The sequence below is a fragment of the Pseudonocardia sp. genome (genome assembly GCF_025465255.1).
Taxonomy (GTDB): Bacteria; Actinomycetota; Actinomycetes; order Mycobacteriales; family Pseudonocardiaceae; genus Pseudonocardia.
Genome location: NZ_JAODNI010000244.1, coordinates 17050 through 32247 on the forward strand (window position 1 = coordinate 17050; position 15198 = coordinate 32247).

Below are 15198 nucleotides of genomic sequence, written 5' to 3' on the forward strand. Positions count from 1 at the left end.
ACGTGCCACGTCCCGGAGGTCTCCTTGACTGTCCCGTCCCGTCCTGCCCGCCGTCCCCGCCGTGGGGGTGGCAGCCCCAACGGCCGTCCCCGCAGCAGCGGCGGCGGCTCCTCCCGCGGATCGGCTCCTCGCCGCAACTCCGCGATCGACTCCATGCCGGTGGAGGTCCTCTGGACCGTCCCCGAGTCCGGCATGCCCACCTTCGCCGAGCTCGGGCTGCCCGAGCCGATGCTCCGCGCGCTGGTCGCGGAGGGCTTCACCGAGCCGCGCGCCATCCAGGCCGCGACCCTGCCCGAGACCATCCGCGGGCGTGACCTGCTGGGTCGCGGCCAGACCGGCTCCGGCAAGACCCTCGCGTTCGGTCTCGCGCTGCTCGCCCGCCTCGCCGGCAGCCGCGCCGAGCCCCGGCGCCCGCGCGGCCTCGTCCTCGTCCCCACCCGCGAGCTGTCGCAGCAGGTGATGGACGCGCTGAACCCGTTCGCCAAGGCGTTGAACCTGACCGTGGCGTCCGTCGTCGGCGGTATGTCGATGAACCGGCAGATCTCGGAGCTGCGCCGCGGCATCGACCTGCTCGTCGCCACGCCGGGCCGGCTCACCGACCACATCGGCCAGGGCACCGCGGACCTGTCCGCCGTCGAGGTCACCGCGATCGACGAGGCGGACCGGATGTCGGACATGGGCTTCCTGCCCCAGGTCCGGCGGATCCTGGACCAGACCCCGACCGACGGGCAGCGGCTGCTGTTCTCCGCGACGCTGGACAACGAGGTCGCCACCCTGGTCGAGCGCTACCTGCACGACCCGGTGACCCGCGCCGTCGCCTCGGCCGCCGCGCCGGTGGAGACCATGGACCACCACGTGCTGCTCGTGGACCGGGACTCCAAGAACCCGGTGCTGCACCAGCTCGCCGCCCGGGACGGCAAGACGATCATGTTCGTGCGCACCAAGCACGGCGCGGACCGTCTCGTCCGGCAGATGCGCCGGGACGGCATCGACGCCAGCGCGCTGCACGGCGGCAAGGCACAGAACGCCCGCAACCGCGCGATCGACGCGTTCAAGGACGGCAGCGTGCCGGTCCTCGTCGCCACGGACGTCGCGGCCCGCGGCATCCACGTCGACGACGTCGGCCTGGTCGTGCACGTGGACCCGCCGGCGGACCCGAAGGACTACCTGCACCGCGCGGGCCGCACGGCCCGCGGCGGCGAGGACGGCATCGTCGTCACCCTGGTGACGCCGCCGGAGCGCCGCGAGGTGGACACGATGATGCGCCAGGCCGGTGTCCGGCCCACGATCAACGACGGGGTGGTCGGCTCGCCGGTCCTCGCCGACGTGTTCGGCGCCCGGACCCCGAGCGGGATCCCGGTGCCCGAGGCCCCCAAGCCTGCGCAGCAGCCGCGGGCCGGCGGCGGTCGTCGTAGTGGCGGCCGCGGCCGCAGCTCCGGCGGCGGCCAGGGCCAGGGCGGCTACAGCAGCAGCCAGGGCCGCGGGTCCGTGGGCGGCGGTGGCGGCCGCGGCGGCCGCCGACGCGCCGCCTAGCAGCAGAACGACGCGAGGGCGTCCGTCGGGTCCTACCGGGCCCGGCGGGCGCCCTTCTTCGCGGCCCGGCGCAGCTGCAGGATCCGTGCGCTGCCCGGGATCGCGACCAGCAGGATCCCCGCGACGGCCGCGAACAGCATCGCGACGCCCGTCGGCAGGGCCCCGACCGCGCCCAGGAAGTGGATCTCCACCGGGTTCAGGTTCTGCAGGATGAAGATCAGCAGGAAGATCAGGACCAGGGTCGAGAGGATCAGCCCGACCCACAGCCCGCTGGTCCGCGTCCGGCCGATCGGCTCCACCGGGCGCGCCGGCGGGGCGGGGGTCGGCGTGGGGCCGGTCGTCCCGTCCGGGATCGCGACGGTCGAGCCGCCGGACACGTCGCCGCCGGGCACGTCGCCGCTGGGCCCGGGCTCCTCGAAGGTCGGTCCGGGGGACGGCGTCGCTCCCGTGCCGTTCGTGCTGACCCGGTCGTCACTCATCGCGTCCTCGCCCCTCTCCGTGCGCGGCCCCGCGCCGCGGACGTCGGGCGGAGTATGACGCACCACGCCGCCCGTCACCCCGCGCGGCGCGTCACCCGTCAGCGGGACGGGCGCCGCATCGGCAGGTGGGCGACGCCGTCCCAGTCGTACGCCGGGCCCGTCGCCTCGAACCCGAACTCCCGGTAGAACTCGGCCAGGTGCTCCTGCGCGTCGAGGATGCACGCGCCGTCCCCGACCTCCGCCAGCGCCGCCTGCATCAGCTGCCGCCCCAGGCCGCGGCCGCGGGCGTCCCGCGAGGTGCACAGCCGGCCGATCCGGTAGCCGCCGTCCGGCTCCTTCAGCAGCCGCACGCAGCCGAGGATCGGCTCCGGCTCCCCCGGCCCGGTGAGCCAGTAGTGCCGGGCGCGGTCCTCGAGGTCCCGGCCGTCGAGCTCGCCGTAGGGGCAGGCCTGTTCCACCACGAACACGTCGACCCGCAGGCGCAGCAGCTCGTAGAGCGTCCGCGCGTCGAGGTCCAGGGCCCAGGAGCGACGTACCGTCGCCGCCGTCGTCTCGCCGCTCATGCCCCAGTGACTACCAGACCGCGTCCACCGCGCGTGATCCCGGCCGCCGGACGCGCCGTGCCCTCGGCTCGCGGCTAGCCTCGGCGGGGTGCGTCACCACGATCTCGTCGTCATCGGCACCGGTTCCGGCAACACCTTCCTCGACGAGCGGTTCGCGGGTCTCGACGTCGCGCTCGTCGAGCACGGGGTGTTCGGCGGCACCTGCCTCAACGTCGGCTGCATCCCCACGAAGATGTACGTCTACGCCGCGGACGTCGCCGAGGTCGTCCGGCGCGCGGCGAAGTACGGCGTGGACGCGTCCATCGACAAGATCCGCTGGTCGGACATCCGGGACCGGATCTTCAGCCGGATCGACCCGATCTCCGGGGGCGGCAGGCAGTACCGCGTCGAGCGCAGCCCCAACGTGACCGTCTACTTCGGGCACGCGTCGTTCACCGGGCCGCGCGCGCTGCAGGTGGTCCGCACCGACGGATCGGGCACCGACGAGATCACGGCGGACCAGGTCGTCATCGCCGCGGGGGGAAGGCCGATGGTTCCGCCGGTGGTCGCGGACTCTGGCATCCCCTTCGAGACGTCGGACACGATCATGCGGCTGCCGGAGCTCCCGGAGCGGCTGGTGGTCCTCGGGGGCGGCTACATCGCCTCCGAGTTCGCCCACGTGTTCTCCGCGCTCGGCAGCCGGGTCACGCTGGTCAACCGGAGCCACGCGCTGCTCCGGTGGCACGACGAGACGATCTCCGAGACCTACACCCGGCTCGCCGTCGCCGGGTCCCGGATCGACGTCCGGCTCAACTCCCAGATCACCTCGCTCAGCGGCACCGCGGGCGACCTCACCATCACCCTCGACGACGGCTCGACGCTCGGCGCGGACACCCTTCTCGTAGCCACGGGCCGCGTGCCGAACGGGGACCTGATGAACCTCGGCGCGGCCGGCATCGGAACCCTCTACGACGGCCGCATCGACGTCGACCGGTTCCAGCGGACCAGCGCCGACGGCGTGTTCGCCCTCGGCGACGTCAGCTCGCCCTGGCAGCTCAAGCACGTCGCCAACCGGGAGGCGAAGGTCGTCGGGCACAACCTGCTCCACCCCGACGACATGATTGAGATCGATCATCGGTTCGTCCCCTCGGCCGTGTTCACCGATCCGCAGATCGCCGTGGTGGGGAAGACCGAGCAGCAGTGCCGGGACGCCGGGATCGACTACGCGGTGAAGGCCCAGAAGTACGGCGACGTCGCCTACGGCTGGGCGATGGAGGACACCACCGGCGTCTGCAAGATCATCGCCGAGCGCGGGACCGGGAGGTTGCTGGGCGCGCACCTGCTCGGCCCGCAGGCGTCGTCGCTGATCCAGCCGCTGATCCAGGCGATGTCGTTCGGGCTGACCGCGCGGGAGATGGCGACGGGGCAGTACTGGATCCACCCGGCGCTGCCCGAGGTCGTCGAGAACGCGCTCCTGGGCCTCGACGTCTGAGCCCGGACGCTCGAGCCCGGCATGTGACGAAGGTTGCCCTTATCCTGAGAGGGCCGATCCGGGCAGGCTCGGGCACCGGACACCACGGTGGCACGTTCTGCGAGCGCTGCCGTTCGAGTGACCGGTGAGGTGCGAGACCCGATGACCCTGACCGCTGACACTCCCGAGGCCGCCGGTGCGCGACCGGTCCTGGACGGCAGCCGGGGGCTGCCGCAGCAGATCGGCGTGTACGTCTTCGTGTTCACCCCGCTGGTCGCGCTGCTGGCCGCCGTCCCCCTTGCCGCGGTCTTCGGCTTCCTGGGCTGGGCGGACGTGGTGATCGCCGCGGTCTTCTACGTCGGCAGCGGGCTCGGCATCACCGTCGGCTTCCACCGCTACTTCACGCACGGCTCGTTCAAGGCGAACCGCCCGCTGCGGGGTCGCGCTGGCGATCGCCGGGATGCTCGCCATGCAGGGCCCGGTGATCACCTGGGTCGCGGACCACCGCCGCCACCACGCGTTCTCGGACAAGGAGGGCGACCCGCACTCGCCGTGGCTGTTCGGCACGGGTGTGCGGGCGCTGGCCAGGGGCTTCTGGCACTCGCACATGGGCTGGCTCTTCGACCGGGACCTCACCAACGCCGAGCGCTTCGCCCCGGACCTGCTCGCGGACCGGGACATCGACCGCGTCAGCCGCCTGTTCGCCCTGTGGAGCGTCCTGACGCTGCTCGCCCCCGCCCTGATCGGCGGGCTCGTGACCTGGTCCTGGTGGGGCGCGCTGACCGCGTTCTTCTGGGCCGGCCTGGTCCGCGTCTCGCTGCTGCACCACGTCACGTGGTCCATCAACTCGATCTGCCACATGTGGGGCGAGCGCCCCTTCGCCGCCCGGGCCCACTCGGCCAACGTCTGGTGGCTGGCGATCCTGTCCTTCGGCGAGTCCTGGCACAACCTGCACCACGCGGATCCCACCTGCGCCCGGCACGGGGTCGAGGAGGGCCAGATCGACCTCTCCGCCGCGGTGATCAACGGCTTCGAGAAGGCGGGCTGGGCCACGTCGGTCCGCTGGCCCACGTCACGTCGGCTGGAGAAGCTGAGCAAGGCCGCCTGATCACGGTTCGCGGTACATCCCGGTCACCTACGGCCGGGTTGTACCGCACCCCGCGATCACTGGCCCGAGTTTCCGGAAAGGGCCCCGCCCGCCGGGTCGCTCGGTGATCCTTCCGATGTGGATCTCGGGACGCTTCTGCGCCGCCAGGGCGGTGTCGTGCGGCTCGACCAGGCGGTCGCAGGCGGTGTCTCCACACGCACGGGTGCGCCGCCGGGTGGCCGACGGCGAACGGCAGCGCCTGTCCCCCGGCGTCTACCTGGCCTCCGGCCATCGCCTGACGCACGAGGCCCGCGTCCGGGCGGTGGCTGTGGGCCGGGGACAGGGCCCTCGTGTCCGGGCCGGCCGCCGCGTACTCGCACGGAATGCTCGACCGGGCGCCCGACGTCGTCGAGGTGACCGTGCCGCGCCGGCACGACCCACGGGCACAGCCGGACGTCTCCGTTCGCCGGCGGGACATCGCGGCGACGGACCAGGTCGGACTGCGCGACATCTTGCTCACCGAACGGGCCCTGGCCGTCCTCGAGACCGCGGTTGCCCTTCCCGACGGGTCGGCGTTCCCGGACCGGGCCCTCCAGCGGTTCACGGGCTTCGACGCGGTGCACCGGGCTCATTGCCGCATGATCGGCCGCGCCGGGTCGCCCGCCGCCGGGCGACTGCTCGTCGCCGCCGCGGACCGCAGCCCGTGATCAGCTGGCCGGCCGCTCCCCCAGCGCACTCGGCGGCCCCGAGGGCTCCCGGCGCGCGTCCGGGTCGAACGGGATCGACGGCGGGGTCTCCCCCCGCACCTCCCCGACCAGCTTCGTCACCGCGGACATGATCGCGCCGGTGGCGCCGTCGAGGTTCGTGCGGGTGCGGGGCTTGCCGATGTAGTCCGAGAGGTCGACCGGCGGTCCGGCGAGGACGGTGACGCGCTTGCGCGGCCACGGCCGGGGCTTGCCGCCCGGCGGCAGCAGGTCCTGGGTCCCCCAGTTCGCGATCGGGATGACGGGCACCCCGGTCATCATCGCGATCCGGCCGATGCCGTTCTTGGCCTTCATCGGCCAGCCGTCGGGGTCCGCGGTGTAGGTGGCCTCGGGGTAGAACACGACGACCTCGCCGCGCTCGAGGGCCTTGACGGCGTCCCGGTAGGCGTCCCCCGCCCGCGCGGACTCCCGGTAGACGGGGATGTGCCCGCCCCGGCCGAGCACCCACTTGACCACGGGGACCCCCCACAGCTCGGACTTCGCGAGGAACCGCGGCATCCGGCCGTTCACGATCGTGAACGCGACGTCGTAGATCGGGTCCGCCATCGAGACGTGGTTCGCGGCGAGCAGGACGCCCCCGGTGCGCGGGATCCGCTCGCCGCCGGACCAGGAGATGCGCGTGAACGCCATCACGAAGGGCCAGATCACCTCGATGGCCAGGCCGTACCAGAAACCGGAGCCCCGGCGTCGGCGGCGCAGGGTCAGCAGCAGCTTCTCCCGCGCCGTGAGCAGCGGCGGAGTGGTCATCCCCAGGTCTCCAGATCTCGGTGGCGGGCGCCGGGTGGAGCGTTCGACGCCACGGGGTCGAAACAGGATCCTCGCTCACGGCCGAAGGGCGCAGCCCGGCGGGTCACGAGCTGATCGTCGGCCACATGTGACATGGCTTCCAGGTCACCATCCGCCGGGCCACTCCGGAACGGAGGAACCACCGAGAACGTCGGCTGAGCGATGCGAGGTGGCAGGTGAGCGGTCACGTCCCCGGGAGGGCGCTGCCCCGGCTGGAACCGGTCGGGCGCCGGCGCCCGGATCCCGCCGCGCTGGTCCTGGTGGCCCACGGCGGCCGGGCGGGCAGCCGCGAGTCCGGCGAACGACGACGGCTGACGTACTGGCGGATGCTGCCGTTCGCGAAGGACCTGCGACGGGCCGGCCCCGAGCTCGGGGTGTTCATGCTCCGCTACCGCCACCGCGGCTGGAACGGCGCGGATCGGGACGCCCAGCGGGACGTCGAGGCGATGCTGGCCGAGCTCCGGCGGCGTCACCCCGGCGTGCCGATCGTGCTGGTCGGGAACTCGATGGGCGGCCGCGCGGTGCTGCGGGCGGCCGGTGCGGACGGCGTGGTCTCCGTCTGCGCCCTGGCCCCCCGGCTCGACGGCTCGGATCCCGTCGCGCAGCTCGCGGGCCGCAGCGTGCTCATCGCCCACGGCGACCAGGACCGCTGGACGGACCCGCGGCAGTCCCTCGCCTACGCGGTCGCGCCAAGGCCGTGACGGACCGCGTCGCCCGCTTCGAGGTACTCGGCGACGGCCACTCGATGCTCCGCCGCAGCGGCGACTGGGCCTCCCTGGTCCGCCGGTTCGTGCTCGGCGAGATCGGGACGAACCCCCGGACCCCGACATCACGAACGCCATGCGACCACCGGCACCCGCCGGACTGACGACCGTCCTGACCGGAGCCGTTCGATGACCGGTCCACGCGAGACAGTCGGGGTGATCGGCAGTGGCGTGGCCGGCCTGACCGCCGCCCACCTGCTGCAGCGCCGCCACGACGTCACCCTCTTCGAGGCCGACGACCGCCTCGGCGGGCACGCCCACACCCACGAGCTCACGGCGTCCGACGGCGGCACCACCGACGTCGACTCCGGCTTCATCGTCCACAAAGTCCGGGACCTCGCCGCGGACTTCGCCGCCGTCGGCGCGCAGCCGGTGGGCATCAGCGGGGACAGCGTGCTGGAGCAGAGCGTCTTCGCGACGAGCCACTCGCTCGGCTACCCGCTCCTCTCCGACGAGGGCCACGAGGTCGCCAAGGAGTTCGGCGCATGGCGCTGGTGGCTCCCGGGCGGGCTGCACACCCGCCGGCAGACCTTCGTCATCGGTCAGGGCCGGCGGATCGTCGCCGCGTTCGCCAGTGAGTCGAAGTTCGACGCCCACGCGGACGAGGCCCTGACCGCGGTGAAGAAGCAGGCCGCCGGCTGAACCACCTCCGTCAGCGCACCTTCGCCTTCATCAGGGTCATGCGCACGGGCTCCTGCTGCTCCAGCTGCTGCATCAGGTCCAGCGCCCGCCCGGGGCCGGGGCGGAGCCCGAACTCCGCCCACGCGAGGAGCTCCTCGGACAGCACCTCGCCCACGACGCCCGGGTACAGCCACCTCGCCCGCAACGCGGCGTCACACGGACAGCACAGCTCCGCGACCCCGGTCAGGGGCGCGGTACGAGACCCGGGAGGCCGTCGATGCTCTCGGCGTTCTTCTTCGCGTGGTACGCCTCGAGGTCCCCGGGAGTCTTGTCGTCCGCCCAGCGGTCGAGCAGGGTCCGCTCCTCGCGGTAGGCCATGTGCGGCACGGCGTAACCGCAGGCGTCGGCGACCCGCGCAACGTCGACGGTGATCACGGCGCGGGACTGCATCCGCCGACTCGTGCCGGCCTCGCCGAAGCCGGCCACCGCATCGTCGAAACCGGGATCGCAGGCGGCGAGCACCCGGCCCGTCCCGTGCAACCGGACGATGTTCGGCGGCCCCTCGAAGGCGCAGAACATCACGCAGATCCGCCCGTTCTCCCGCAGGTGGGCGACCGTCTCGATGCCGCTGCCGGTGATGTCCAGGTAGGCGAACGTGTGCTCATCGACCACCCGGAAGGTGCCGCGCGTCCCCTTCGGCGAGAGGTTCACCAGCCCGTCCGGGTCCAGCGGCGCGGTGCCGACGAAGAACACCGGTTGCGCCTCGATGAACTCCCGCAGCCGACCCGAGATGCCGTCGTGGACCTTCGCCATCCCCCGACGGTACGTCCGCCCGGGGGAGGTGACCATGGTTTCGACCCAGAGGGCGGGCGACGAGACCCGTGCGTCGGCCTGCGGGGACGGGGTCCCACGGGGTCAGGGCAGGGTGAGGATCTCCGCGCCGTCCGCCGTCACCAGGATCGTGTGCTCGAACTGGGCCGTGCGCTTGTGGTCCTTGGTCACCACGGTCCAGTCGTCCGGCCAGATGTCGTAGTCGATGGTGCCGAGGGTGATCATCGGCTCGATCGTGAACGTCATGCCCGGCTCGAGCTCGATGTGGATGTCCGGCTGGTCGTAGTGCAGCACCACGAGCCCGCTGTGGAAGGAGCGGCCGATGCCGTGGCCGGTGAAGTCCCGCACGACCCCGTAGCCGAAGCGCTTCGCGTAGGACTCGATGACCCGGCCGACAACGTTCAGCTCGCGGCCCGGCTTGACCGCCTTGATCGCGCGCATCGTCGCCTCGTGGGTCCGCTCGACGAGGAGGCGGTCCTCCTCGGAGACGTTCCCGGCGAGGAAGGTGGCGTTGCAGTCCCCGTGGACGCCGCCGACGAACGCGGTGACGTCGATGTTGACGATGTCGCCGTCGTTGATCACGGTCGTGTCCGGGATCCCGTGGCAGATGACCTCGTTGAGGCTGGTGCAGCAGGACTTCGGGAAGCCGCGGTAACCCAGCGTCGAAGGGTAGGCGCCGTGGTCGACCAGGAAGTCGTGGACCACCCGGTCGACGTCGTCCGTGGTCACCCCGGGCTTGACGGCCTCGCCACCGACCTGCAGCGCCTGCGCGGCGATGCGGCTCGCGATCCGCATGGCCTCGATGACCTCCGGCGGCTGGACGTCCGAGTCACGGTTCGCCGCCGGGGCCTTCTTGCCGACGTACTCCGGCCGCGGGATGTGCGCGGGGACGGTGCGGATCGGCGTGGGGGTGCCGGGGACCAGGAGAGCAGGTGAAGCCACGGGTCCAGTGTAGGTCGGGCGCCGGCGGCGGTGCTGTCGGACGGCCCCATCAGTGACGCAGCGCTCCGCGTCTCAGTGACGCAGCGCTCCGCGCTTCGTCGAGACGCGGGCGACCAGCATGGACAGCCCGCGCCAGCCCAGCAGCAGCACGGCCAGGGAGATCGTGGCGACGATCGCGAAGCTCAGCGGCAGCCGCTGCAGGAACGCGGCGCGCAGGGCGAGCCCGATCACCACCGTCCCGAGGAGCACGACGGCGCCCGCACGCAACCCGGGCGGGTCCGCCCGCACCCGGCGCGACGCCCACGAGGCGCCGAGCCCCACGAGGAACGGGGCGGCGGTGCCGACCAGGCCGACAACACTGTCCGCCTCGGCGTGGCTCGACCGCCCGATCGCCGCGAACACCACCACGGCGACGGCGTCTGCGGTCAGCGCGAGGACAGGGACTGAGGGACGGCGCACGCCCCCAGCCTAGATCCCCCGTGCAATCCCCGCGCCGACGTCCAGGTCACATGGCTCCACAACGCGACGAGAACGCCTCGAAACCGTGTTGTGGCTCCACGACGCGGACGTCGGCGAGCGGGTCGTCAGGAGCTGAAGCCCGCCAGGAACGGCTGGGCGGCCTTGACCGCGACGCTCGACGATCCGCCGTCGACCACGAGGATCGCGAACGCGACGTCCCCGCGGTACCCGACGAACCAGCCGTGCGCCCGGTTGACGCCGCCCTGGCTGTACTCCGCCGTGCCCGTCTTCCCGTACACCTCGCCGGACCCGCGCAGCAGCGTCGCGGTCCCCTCCGTGACGACCTGGCGCATCATCGGCCGCAGCTGCGCGAGCGCGGCCTGGTCCGGCGCCGTCGCGGGCGTGACCGTCTCGGTGGCGCGCCCGCGGATCAGCTGCGGGGTGACCGGGGCACCGTGTGCGACCGTCGCGGCGACCAGGGCCATCCCGAACGGCGTCGCGACGACCTGGCCCTGGCCGAAGCCGTCCTCGGCGCGCTGGACCTGGTCCTCGGCGGGCGGCACCGAGCCCGTCACCGTGGTGAGGCCGGGGATGCCGAAGTCCGCGCCGAAGCCGAGCTGCAAGCCGGCGGTCGTGAGCGCGTCCGGGGGCAGCTGGGCCCCGATCTGCGCGAACGTGGTGTTGCAGGACTTGGCGAACGCCGTCGACAGCGGGACGGTGCCGAGGTCGAACCTGTCCTCGTTGGGCACCGGGCGGCCGCCGATGACGGTCGTGCCCGGGCAGGCCTCGGACGTGGTACCCGTCAGGCCGAGCCGCTCCACGCCCGCCGTCGCCGTCACGATCTTGAAGGTGGAGCCGGGCGGATACCGGCCGGTGAAGGCGATCGCGCCCGCGGCGTCCGCCGGCCCGTTCTGCGCCGCCGCGAGGATGTCCCCGGTCGACGGCTGGATCGCGACGATCGCGGCCTGCTGCGGGAGCGCCTCGACGGCGTCCTCGGCGGCGGACTGGACGGTCCGGTCCAGGCTCACCCCGACCGTCGCGCCGGGCGTCGGCGGGGTCTCGGTCAGCGTGCCGACCGTGCCACCGGACGAGTCGACGGCGGCGACGGACCAGCCGGCGACGCCGTCGACCTGCGACGCGACCTCGGACCGCACCGGCGGGAGCACCTGGCTGCCGAACCCGGCGGACGGCCCGAGCAGCCGCGACGACGAGGTGAACCGCACGCCCGGGAGGTCGTGGATCGCGTTCTTGACGCCGTTGTAGTCCGTCTCCCGCAGCACGGCGACGGTGTAGGCCTGGCCGTCGGGGACCTTCGCCGCACCGTCGGTGATCGTCTGTGCGGTGATCTCCGGGTCGATCGGGCCCAGCGCCCGGGCCAGGGTCCCGGTGGCGGCGTTGAGGTCGCCGGTGGCCTTGCGGTCCAGCAGGACGTTCACCACGGTCGTCGGGGCCAGCAGCGGGACGCCGTTGCGGTCGACGACCGGGGCCGGGTCCGGGACGTCCGTCCGCAGCGCGAGCCGCTGGCCGGTCGCGAGCTGCGGGTGCACGACCGTCGGCGCCCAGCGCACCTGCCAGCCCGTGTCCGTCTCCGCGGGGTGCATCTCGAACCCACCGAGGTAGGTCCAGCGGCGGTCCTGACCGAGGTCCCAGGTGATGTTCGCCGACGCGGTCGAGCGGTCGGTCGCGGTGCGCACCTGCGCGACCTCGGTGGTGATCGCGGCCGGGGCGAGCGCCGTTCGCGCCTCGGCGAGCAGTTGCCGCGCGGCGTCCGGGTCGTCCGTCAGGGCCGCGGCCCCGGCGTCGTCGCCACGGCTCCAGGCCGCGAGGAACGCGGCGGCGGTCTTCGTCGGGCCGTCGTCGCCGAAGAGGCCGCAGCCGGCGACGCCGGCCAGGACCACGAGCGTGACCGTCAGGACACGTAGCGCACGGAACGGACGGGCGGGACGGAGGGGACCGGGCACCCCCGGAGTATGCCGAGACACCCTGCCGACCGTTCGGCAGCCTCGCCGGGACCGCCCGGCATCTGCCGACCACAGGTCTGCTCCTCGACCGGAGAAGTGCCTTCACTACCATGAAGATCCCCGTAACGCCTCCGACAGGACGGGACGAATCTCCCCCATGGACATCCATCCGAATCCGCTCCCCGGTTCGGCGCTGATCGATCTCAAGCGGCTCTCCGACGACCGGGGGTTCTTCGCCCGGTCCTTCTGCGTCGACGAGTTCGCCGAGGCCGGGCTCGACCCGGCCATCGCGCAGTGCAACATCTCGTACAACCACAAGGCCGGCACGCTGCGCGGGTTCCACTACCAGCTGGAGCCCAACGCCGAGGTCAAGGTCATCCGCTGCTTCCGCGGCGCGATCTACGACGTGATCGTGGACCTGCGTCCCGAGTCCCCGACCTACCTGCAGCACTTCGGTGCCGAGCTGACCGAGGACAACTACCGGGCGATGTACATCCCGAAGAACTTCGGGCACGCGTACCTCACCCTCACCGACGGCGCCGCCACGATGTACCAGGTGAGCACCCCGTACACGCCGGGCGCCGAGCGCGGCCTGCGCTGGGACGACCCGACGCTGGCGGTCGAGTGGCCGCACGAGGTCACGACGATCTCGGACAAGGACGCGAGCTGGCCGCTGCTGTCCGAGCTGTCGGTCGAGGCACGCTGATGCTGATCATCGACACGGCGCTGCGCAGGCGCGAGGAGGAGAACCGGCCGATCCGCGTCGGCATGATCGGCTCGGGCTTCATGGGCCGCGGGCTGGCCAACCAGATCGTCAACTCCGTCCCCGGCATGCGCCTGGTGGCCATCGCCAACCGGACGCTCGCGAACGGGCGGCGCGCCTTCACCGAGGCGGGCCTCGAGCCCACCGTCGTGGAGGACGCGTCCCAGCTCGACCACGCGATCGAGAAGGGTGAGCCGGCCGTCCTGCAGGACGCGTTCGAGCTGCTCAAGTCCGTGCACGTGGACTGCATCGTGGACGTCACCGGCGCCGTGGAGTTCGGCGCGCGGATCACCGTCGCCGCGATCGAGCGCGGGCTGCCGGTCGTCACCATGAACGCCGAGCTCGACGCCACGGTGGGCCCGCTGCTCGCCGTGCGCGCCAGGGCCGCGGGCGTCGTGTTCACCGGTGCGGACGGGGACCAGCCCGGCGTGCAGGGCAACCTGATCCGCTTCGTGCAGGGCCTCGGCGTCACCCCGCTCGTCGCGGGGAACGTCAAGGGACTGCAGGACCCCTACCGCAACCCCACGACGCAGAAGGCGTTCGCGGAGCGCTGGGGCCAGGACCCGGCGATGGTCACCAGCTTCGCCGACGGCACCAAGATCAGCTTCGAGCAGGCCATCGTGGCCAACGCCTTCGGGCTGACCGTGCCGAAGCGCGGCATGTACGGGCGGGACCACGCCGGGCACGTCGACGAGCTGACCGAGGCCTACGACGTCGACGAGCTGCGCGAGCTCGGCGGGATCATCGACTACGTGGTCGGTTCCAAGCCCGGCCCCGGCGTCTACGTCCTCGGTACGCACGACGACCCGAAGCAGCGGCACTACCTGGAGCTCTACAAGCTGGGCAAGGGCCCGCTCTACAGCTTCTACACGCCGTACCACCTGTGCCACTTCGAGGTCCCGAACAGCGTCGCGCGCGCGGTGGACTTCGCCGACGCCGCGCTCGTCCCGGCCGGAGCACCGAAGGTCGACGTCGTCACCACGGCGAAGCGGGACCTGAAGGCCGGGCAGGTGCTCGACGGCCTCGGCGAGTACGACACCTACGGCGTCGCGGAGTCCACCCCGGTCACCCGGGCGGAGAACCTGCTGCCGATGGGCGTGGCCGTGGGTTGCACGCTGCTGCGCGACGTGGCGAAGGACGAGGTCCTGACCTACGCCGACGTCACCCTGCCCCCGGGCCGGCTGATCGACCAGCTGCGCGAGGAGCAGGAGAAGCTCTTCTTCTCCTGACCGGGAGCTCCGTCGATCTTCACGAACGGCACTTTCGCTCATACCTAGTGAGCGAATGTGCCGTTCGTGGGTTCAGAACAGGACGGTCGCGAAGCTCGCGACCTGTTGGAACCCGATCCGGTCGTACGTGGAACGGGCCCGGTGGTTGAAGCCGTTGACGTAGAGGCTCGAGATCTTGCCTATCGCCGCGAGCCGCTCCGCGACCGCGGCGGTGCCGAGGATGCCGAGGCCCTGGCCACGGCGGTTCGGGTGCACCCAGACACCCTGGATCTGTCCGACCCGGGACGACAGCGCGCCGATCTCGGCCTTGAAGACGACCTCGCCGTCCTCGAACCGGGCGAAGGCGCGGCCCGCGGAGACGAGCTCGGCGACCCGGGCCCGGTAGCCGGCGCCGCCGTCCCCGGCCCGGGGGTCGATGCCCACCTCCTCGGTGAACATGGCGACGGCCGCGGGCAGGTAGCGGTCGAGTTCCTCGATCCGCACCGGGCGGACCTGCGGGTCGGGCCGGACGGTCGGCGGGCCGACGAGCACCATCAGCGGCTGGTCCGCGCGCACCTCGCGGGCGGGCGCCCAGCCGGGCGCGAGGTCCTCCCACAGCGGGAGCACCAGCTCGGCGCGGCCGACCAGCGACGAGCACGCGCGGCCGTGCCGGCGGGCGCGGTCCGCGAAGGCGCGGATGGCGGAACGCTCGCCGCGCAGCGGCACGAGGTTGGCCCCGGAGAAGCACAGGCCCTCCATCCGGGAGCCGACCGCCCAGAGCTCTCCGCCGAGCCGCCACGGATCCAGCCCGGCGATCTCCACCCGGGCGGCCACCATGCATGCGGCCACGGGGTCGGCGTCCAGCGCCGCGCGGACACCACCGCGATCCCGATCGTCGAGCAGCCGGGCACCGGCGACCCTCAGCACCCCTTTACGGTGCCATACCCGGCCGGCGATTCCCATTCCCGGATCGCCGCTACCGCGGGC

At 72.7% G+C, this 15198-nt stretch carries 16 protein-coding genes and 3 pseudogenes; 10 read left to right on the forward strand and 9 right to left on the reverse strand.

The window, feature by feature from the left end; genetic code table 11:
- The first annotated feature begins 153 nt into the window (after positions 1 to 153).
- Positions 154 to 1533 carry a DEAD/DEAH box helicase gene (locus JWP64_RS30295; RefSeq protein ID WP_297503768.1) on the forward strand — a complete coding sequence of 460 codons (1380 nt, stop codon included), beginning with the start codon at positions 154 to 156 and terminating at the stop codon, positions 1531 to 1533.
- Between the two features lie 32 nt (positions 1534 to 1565).
- On the opposite strand, the gene JWP64_RS30300 is transcribed toward JWP64_RS30295, so the two are convergent.
- Positions 1566 to 2012: a lipopolysaccharide assembly protein LapA domain-containing protein gene (locus JWP64_RS30300; RefSeq protein WP_297503770.1), complete on the reverse strand. Its 447-nt coding sequence runs from the start codon at positions 2010 to 2012 to the stop codon at positions 1566 to 1568.
- Between the two features lie 98 nt (positions 2013 to 2110).
- The gene (locus JWP64_RS30305) at positions 2111 to 2575 is read right to left on the reverse strand and encodes a GNAT family N-acetyltransferase (RefSeq protein WP_297503773.1); all 465 of its coding nucleotides are present in this window, start codon (positions 2573 to 2575) and stop codon (positions 2111 to 2113) included.
- Between the two features lie 88 nt (positions 2576 to 2663).
- Here JWP64_RS30305 and JWP64_RS30310 point away from each other — a divergent pair, with 88 nt between their 5' ends.
- From JWP64_RS30310 to JWP64_RS30320, 3 genes and pseudogenes are all read left to right on the forward strand, one after another.
- Positions 2664 to 4046: a mycothione reductase gene (locus tag JWP64_RS30310; protein ID WP_297503776.1), complete on the forward strand. Its 1383-nt coding sequence runs from the start codon at positions 2664 to 2666 to the stop codon at positions 4044 to 4046.
- 141 nt (positions 4047 to 4187) lie between these two features.
- A pseudogene (locus JWP64_RS30315) lies at positions 4188 to 5133 on the forward strand (acyl-CoA desaturase).
- Positions 5134 to 5462: 329 nt separating this feature from the next.
- Positions 5463 to 5819 carry a hypothetical protein gene (locus JWP64_RS30320; RefSeq protein ID WP_297503779.1) on the forward strand — a complete coding sequence of 119 codons (357 nt, stop codon included), beginning with the start codon at positions 5463 to 5465 and terminating at the stop codon, positions 5817 to 5819.
- Here the strand turns inward: JWP64_RS30320 and JWP64_RS30325 are convergent, their stop codons facing one another.
- A complete protein-coding gene (locus JWP64_RS30325; RefSeq protein ID WP_297503782.1) occupies positions 5820 to 6623 on the reverse strand; it encodes a lysophospholipid acyltransferase family protein in 804 nt (267 codons plus the stop codon).
- 215 nt (positions 6624 to 6838) lie between these two features.
- Here JWP64_RS30325 and JWP64_RS30330 point away from each other — a divergent pair, with 215 nt between their 5' ends.
- The 4 genes and pseudogenes from JWP64_RS30330 to JWP64_RS30345 form a co-directional block, all read left to right on the forward strand.
- Entirely contained in the window at positions 6839 to 7363 is a 525-nt protein-coding gene (locus JWP64_RS30330) for an alpha/beta fold hydrolase (RefSeq protein ID WP_297503786.1), read from the forward strand.
- Complete coding sequence (locus JWP64_RS30335; RefSeq protein ID WP_297503789.1) at positions 7360 to 7530, forward strand: hypothetical protein; 171 nt, start codon at positions 7360 to 7362, stop codon at positions 7528 to 7530. The genes JWP64_RS30330 and JWP64_RS30335 overlap by 4 nt, the downstream gene beginning before the upstream one ends.
- Before the next feature lie 25 nt (positions 7531 to 7555).
- Positions 7556 to 7750: pseudogene (locus JWP64_RS30340) on the forward strand (FAD-dependent oxidoreductase); the annotation flags it as partial.
- A 12-nt stretch (positions 7751 to 7762) separates the two neighbouring features.
- Positions 7763 to 8068, forward strand: a pseudogene (locus JWP64_RS30345) (redoxin domain-containing protein); the annotation flags it as partial.
- 10 nt (positions 8069 to 8078) lie between these two features.
- Here the strand turns inward: JWP64_RS30345 and JWP64_RS30350 are convergent.
- From JWP64_RS30350 to JWP64_RS30370, 5 genes are all read right to left on the reverse strand, one after another.
- Positions 8079 to 8222 carry a hypothetical protein gene (locus tag JWP64_RS30350; protein ID WP_297503792.1) on the reverse strand — a complete coding sequence of 48 codons (144 nt, stop codon included), beginning with the start codon at positions 8220 to 8222 and terminating at the stop codon, positions 8079 to 8081.
- 68 nt (positions 8223 to 8290) lie between these two features.
- The gene (locus tag JWP64_RS30355; protein ID WP_297503795.1) at positions 8291 to 8860 is read right to left on the reverse strand and encodes a pyridoxamine 5'-phosphate oxidase family protein; all 570 of its coding nucleotides are present in this window, start codon (positions 8858 to 8860) and stop codon (positions 8291 to 8293) included.
- A 102-nt stretch (positions 8861 to 8962) separates the two neighbouring features.
- Positions 8963 to 9820 (reverse strand): type I methionyl aminopeptidase, encoded by an 858-nt coding sequence (gene map / locus JWP64_RS30360; RefSeq protein WP_297503797.1) that lies wholly within the window; start codon positions 9818 to 9820, stop codon positions 8963 to 8965.
- Positions 9821 to 9892: 72 nt separating this feature from the next.
- A complete protein-coding gene (locus tag JWP64_RS30365) occupies positions 9893 to 10279 on the reverse strand; it encodes a DUF3054 domain-containing protein (RefSeq protein WP_297503800.1) in 387 nt (128 codons plus the stop codon).
- 125 nt (positions 10280 to 10404) lie between these two features.
- Positions 10405 to 12240, reverse strand: a complete 1836-nt coding sequence (locus tag JWP64_RS30370) for a penicillin-binding transpeptidase domain-containing protein (protein ID WP_297503803.1) — start codon at positions 12238 to 12240, stop codon at positions 10405 to 10407.
- 157 nt (positions 12241 to 12397) lie between these two features.
- Here JWP64_RS30370 and rfbC point away from each other — a divergent pair, with 157 nt between their 5' ends.
- Both rfbC and JWP64_RS30380 read left to right on the forward strand, forming a co-directional pair.
- Positions 12398 to 12946: a dTDP-4-dehydrorhamnose 3,5-epimerase gene (rfbC, locus tag JWP64_RS30375; protein ID WP_297503806.1), complete on the forward strand. Its 549-nt coding sequence runs from the start codon at positions 12398 to 12400 to the stop codon at positions 12944 to 12946.
- Positions 12946 to 14232 (forward strand): Gfo/Idh/MocA family oxidoreductase, encoded by a 1287-nt coding sequence (locus JWP64_RS30380; RefSeq protein ID WP_297503809.1) that lies wholly within the window; start codon positions 12946 to 12948, stop codon positions 14230 to 14232. The genes rfbC and JWP64_RS30380 overlap by 1 nt, the downstream gene beginning before the upstream one ends.
- Before the next feature lie 72 nt (positions 14233 to 14304).
- On the opposite strand, the gene JWP64_RS30385 is transcribed toward JWP64_RS30380, so the two are convergent.
- A complete protein-coding gene (locus tag JWP64_RS30385) occupies positions 14305 to 15138 on the reverse strand; it encodes a GNAT family N-acetyltransferase (protein WP_297503812.1) in 834 nt (277 codons plus the stop codon).
- Positions 15139 to 15198 lie beyond the last annotated feature (60 nt).

What these genes read in the sequence shown, in the direction of transcription:
- JWP64_RS30305 (WP_297503773.1), bottom strand. Translation starts at nt 2,575, where the DNA reads ATGAGCGGCGAGACGACGGCGGCGACGGTACGTCGCTCCTGGGCCCTG.
- rfbC (WP_297503806.1), top strand. Translation starts at nt 12,398, where the DNA reads ATGGACATCCATCCGAATCCGCTCCCCGGTTCGGCGCTGATCGATCTC.
- JWP64_RS30300 (WP_297503770.1), bottom strand. Translation starts at nt 2,012, where the DNA reads ATGAGTGACGACCGGGTCAGCACGAACGGCACGGGAGCGACGCCGTCC.
- JWP64_RS30355 (WP_297503795.1), bottom strand. Translation starts at nt 8,860, where the DNA reads ATGGCGAAGGTCCACGACGGCATCTCGGGTCGGCTGCGGGAGTTCATC.
- JWP64_RS30325 (WP_297503782.1), bottom strand. Translation starts at nt 6,623, where the DNA reads ATGACCACTCCGCCGCTGCTCACGGCGCGGGAGAAGCTGCTGCTGACC.
- JWP64_RS30295 (WP_297503768.1), top strand. Translation starts at nt 154, where the DNA reads ATGCCGGTGGAGGTCCTCTGGACCGTCCCCGAGTCCGGCATGCCCACC.
- JWP64_RS30380 (WP_297503809.1), top strand. Translation starts at nt 12,946, where the DNA reads ATGCTGATCATCGACACGGCGCTGCGCAGGCGCGAGGAGGAGAACCGG.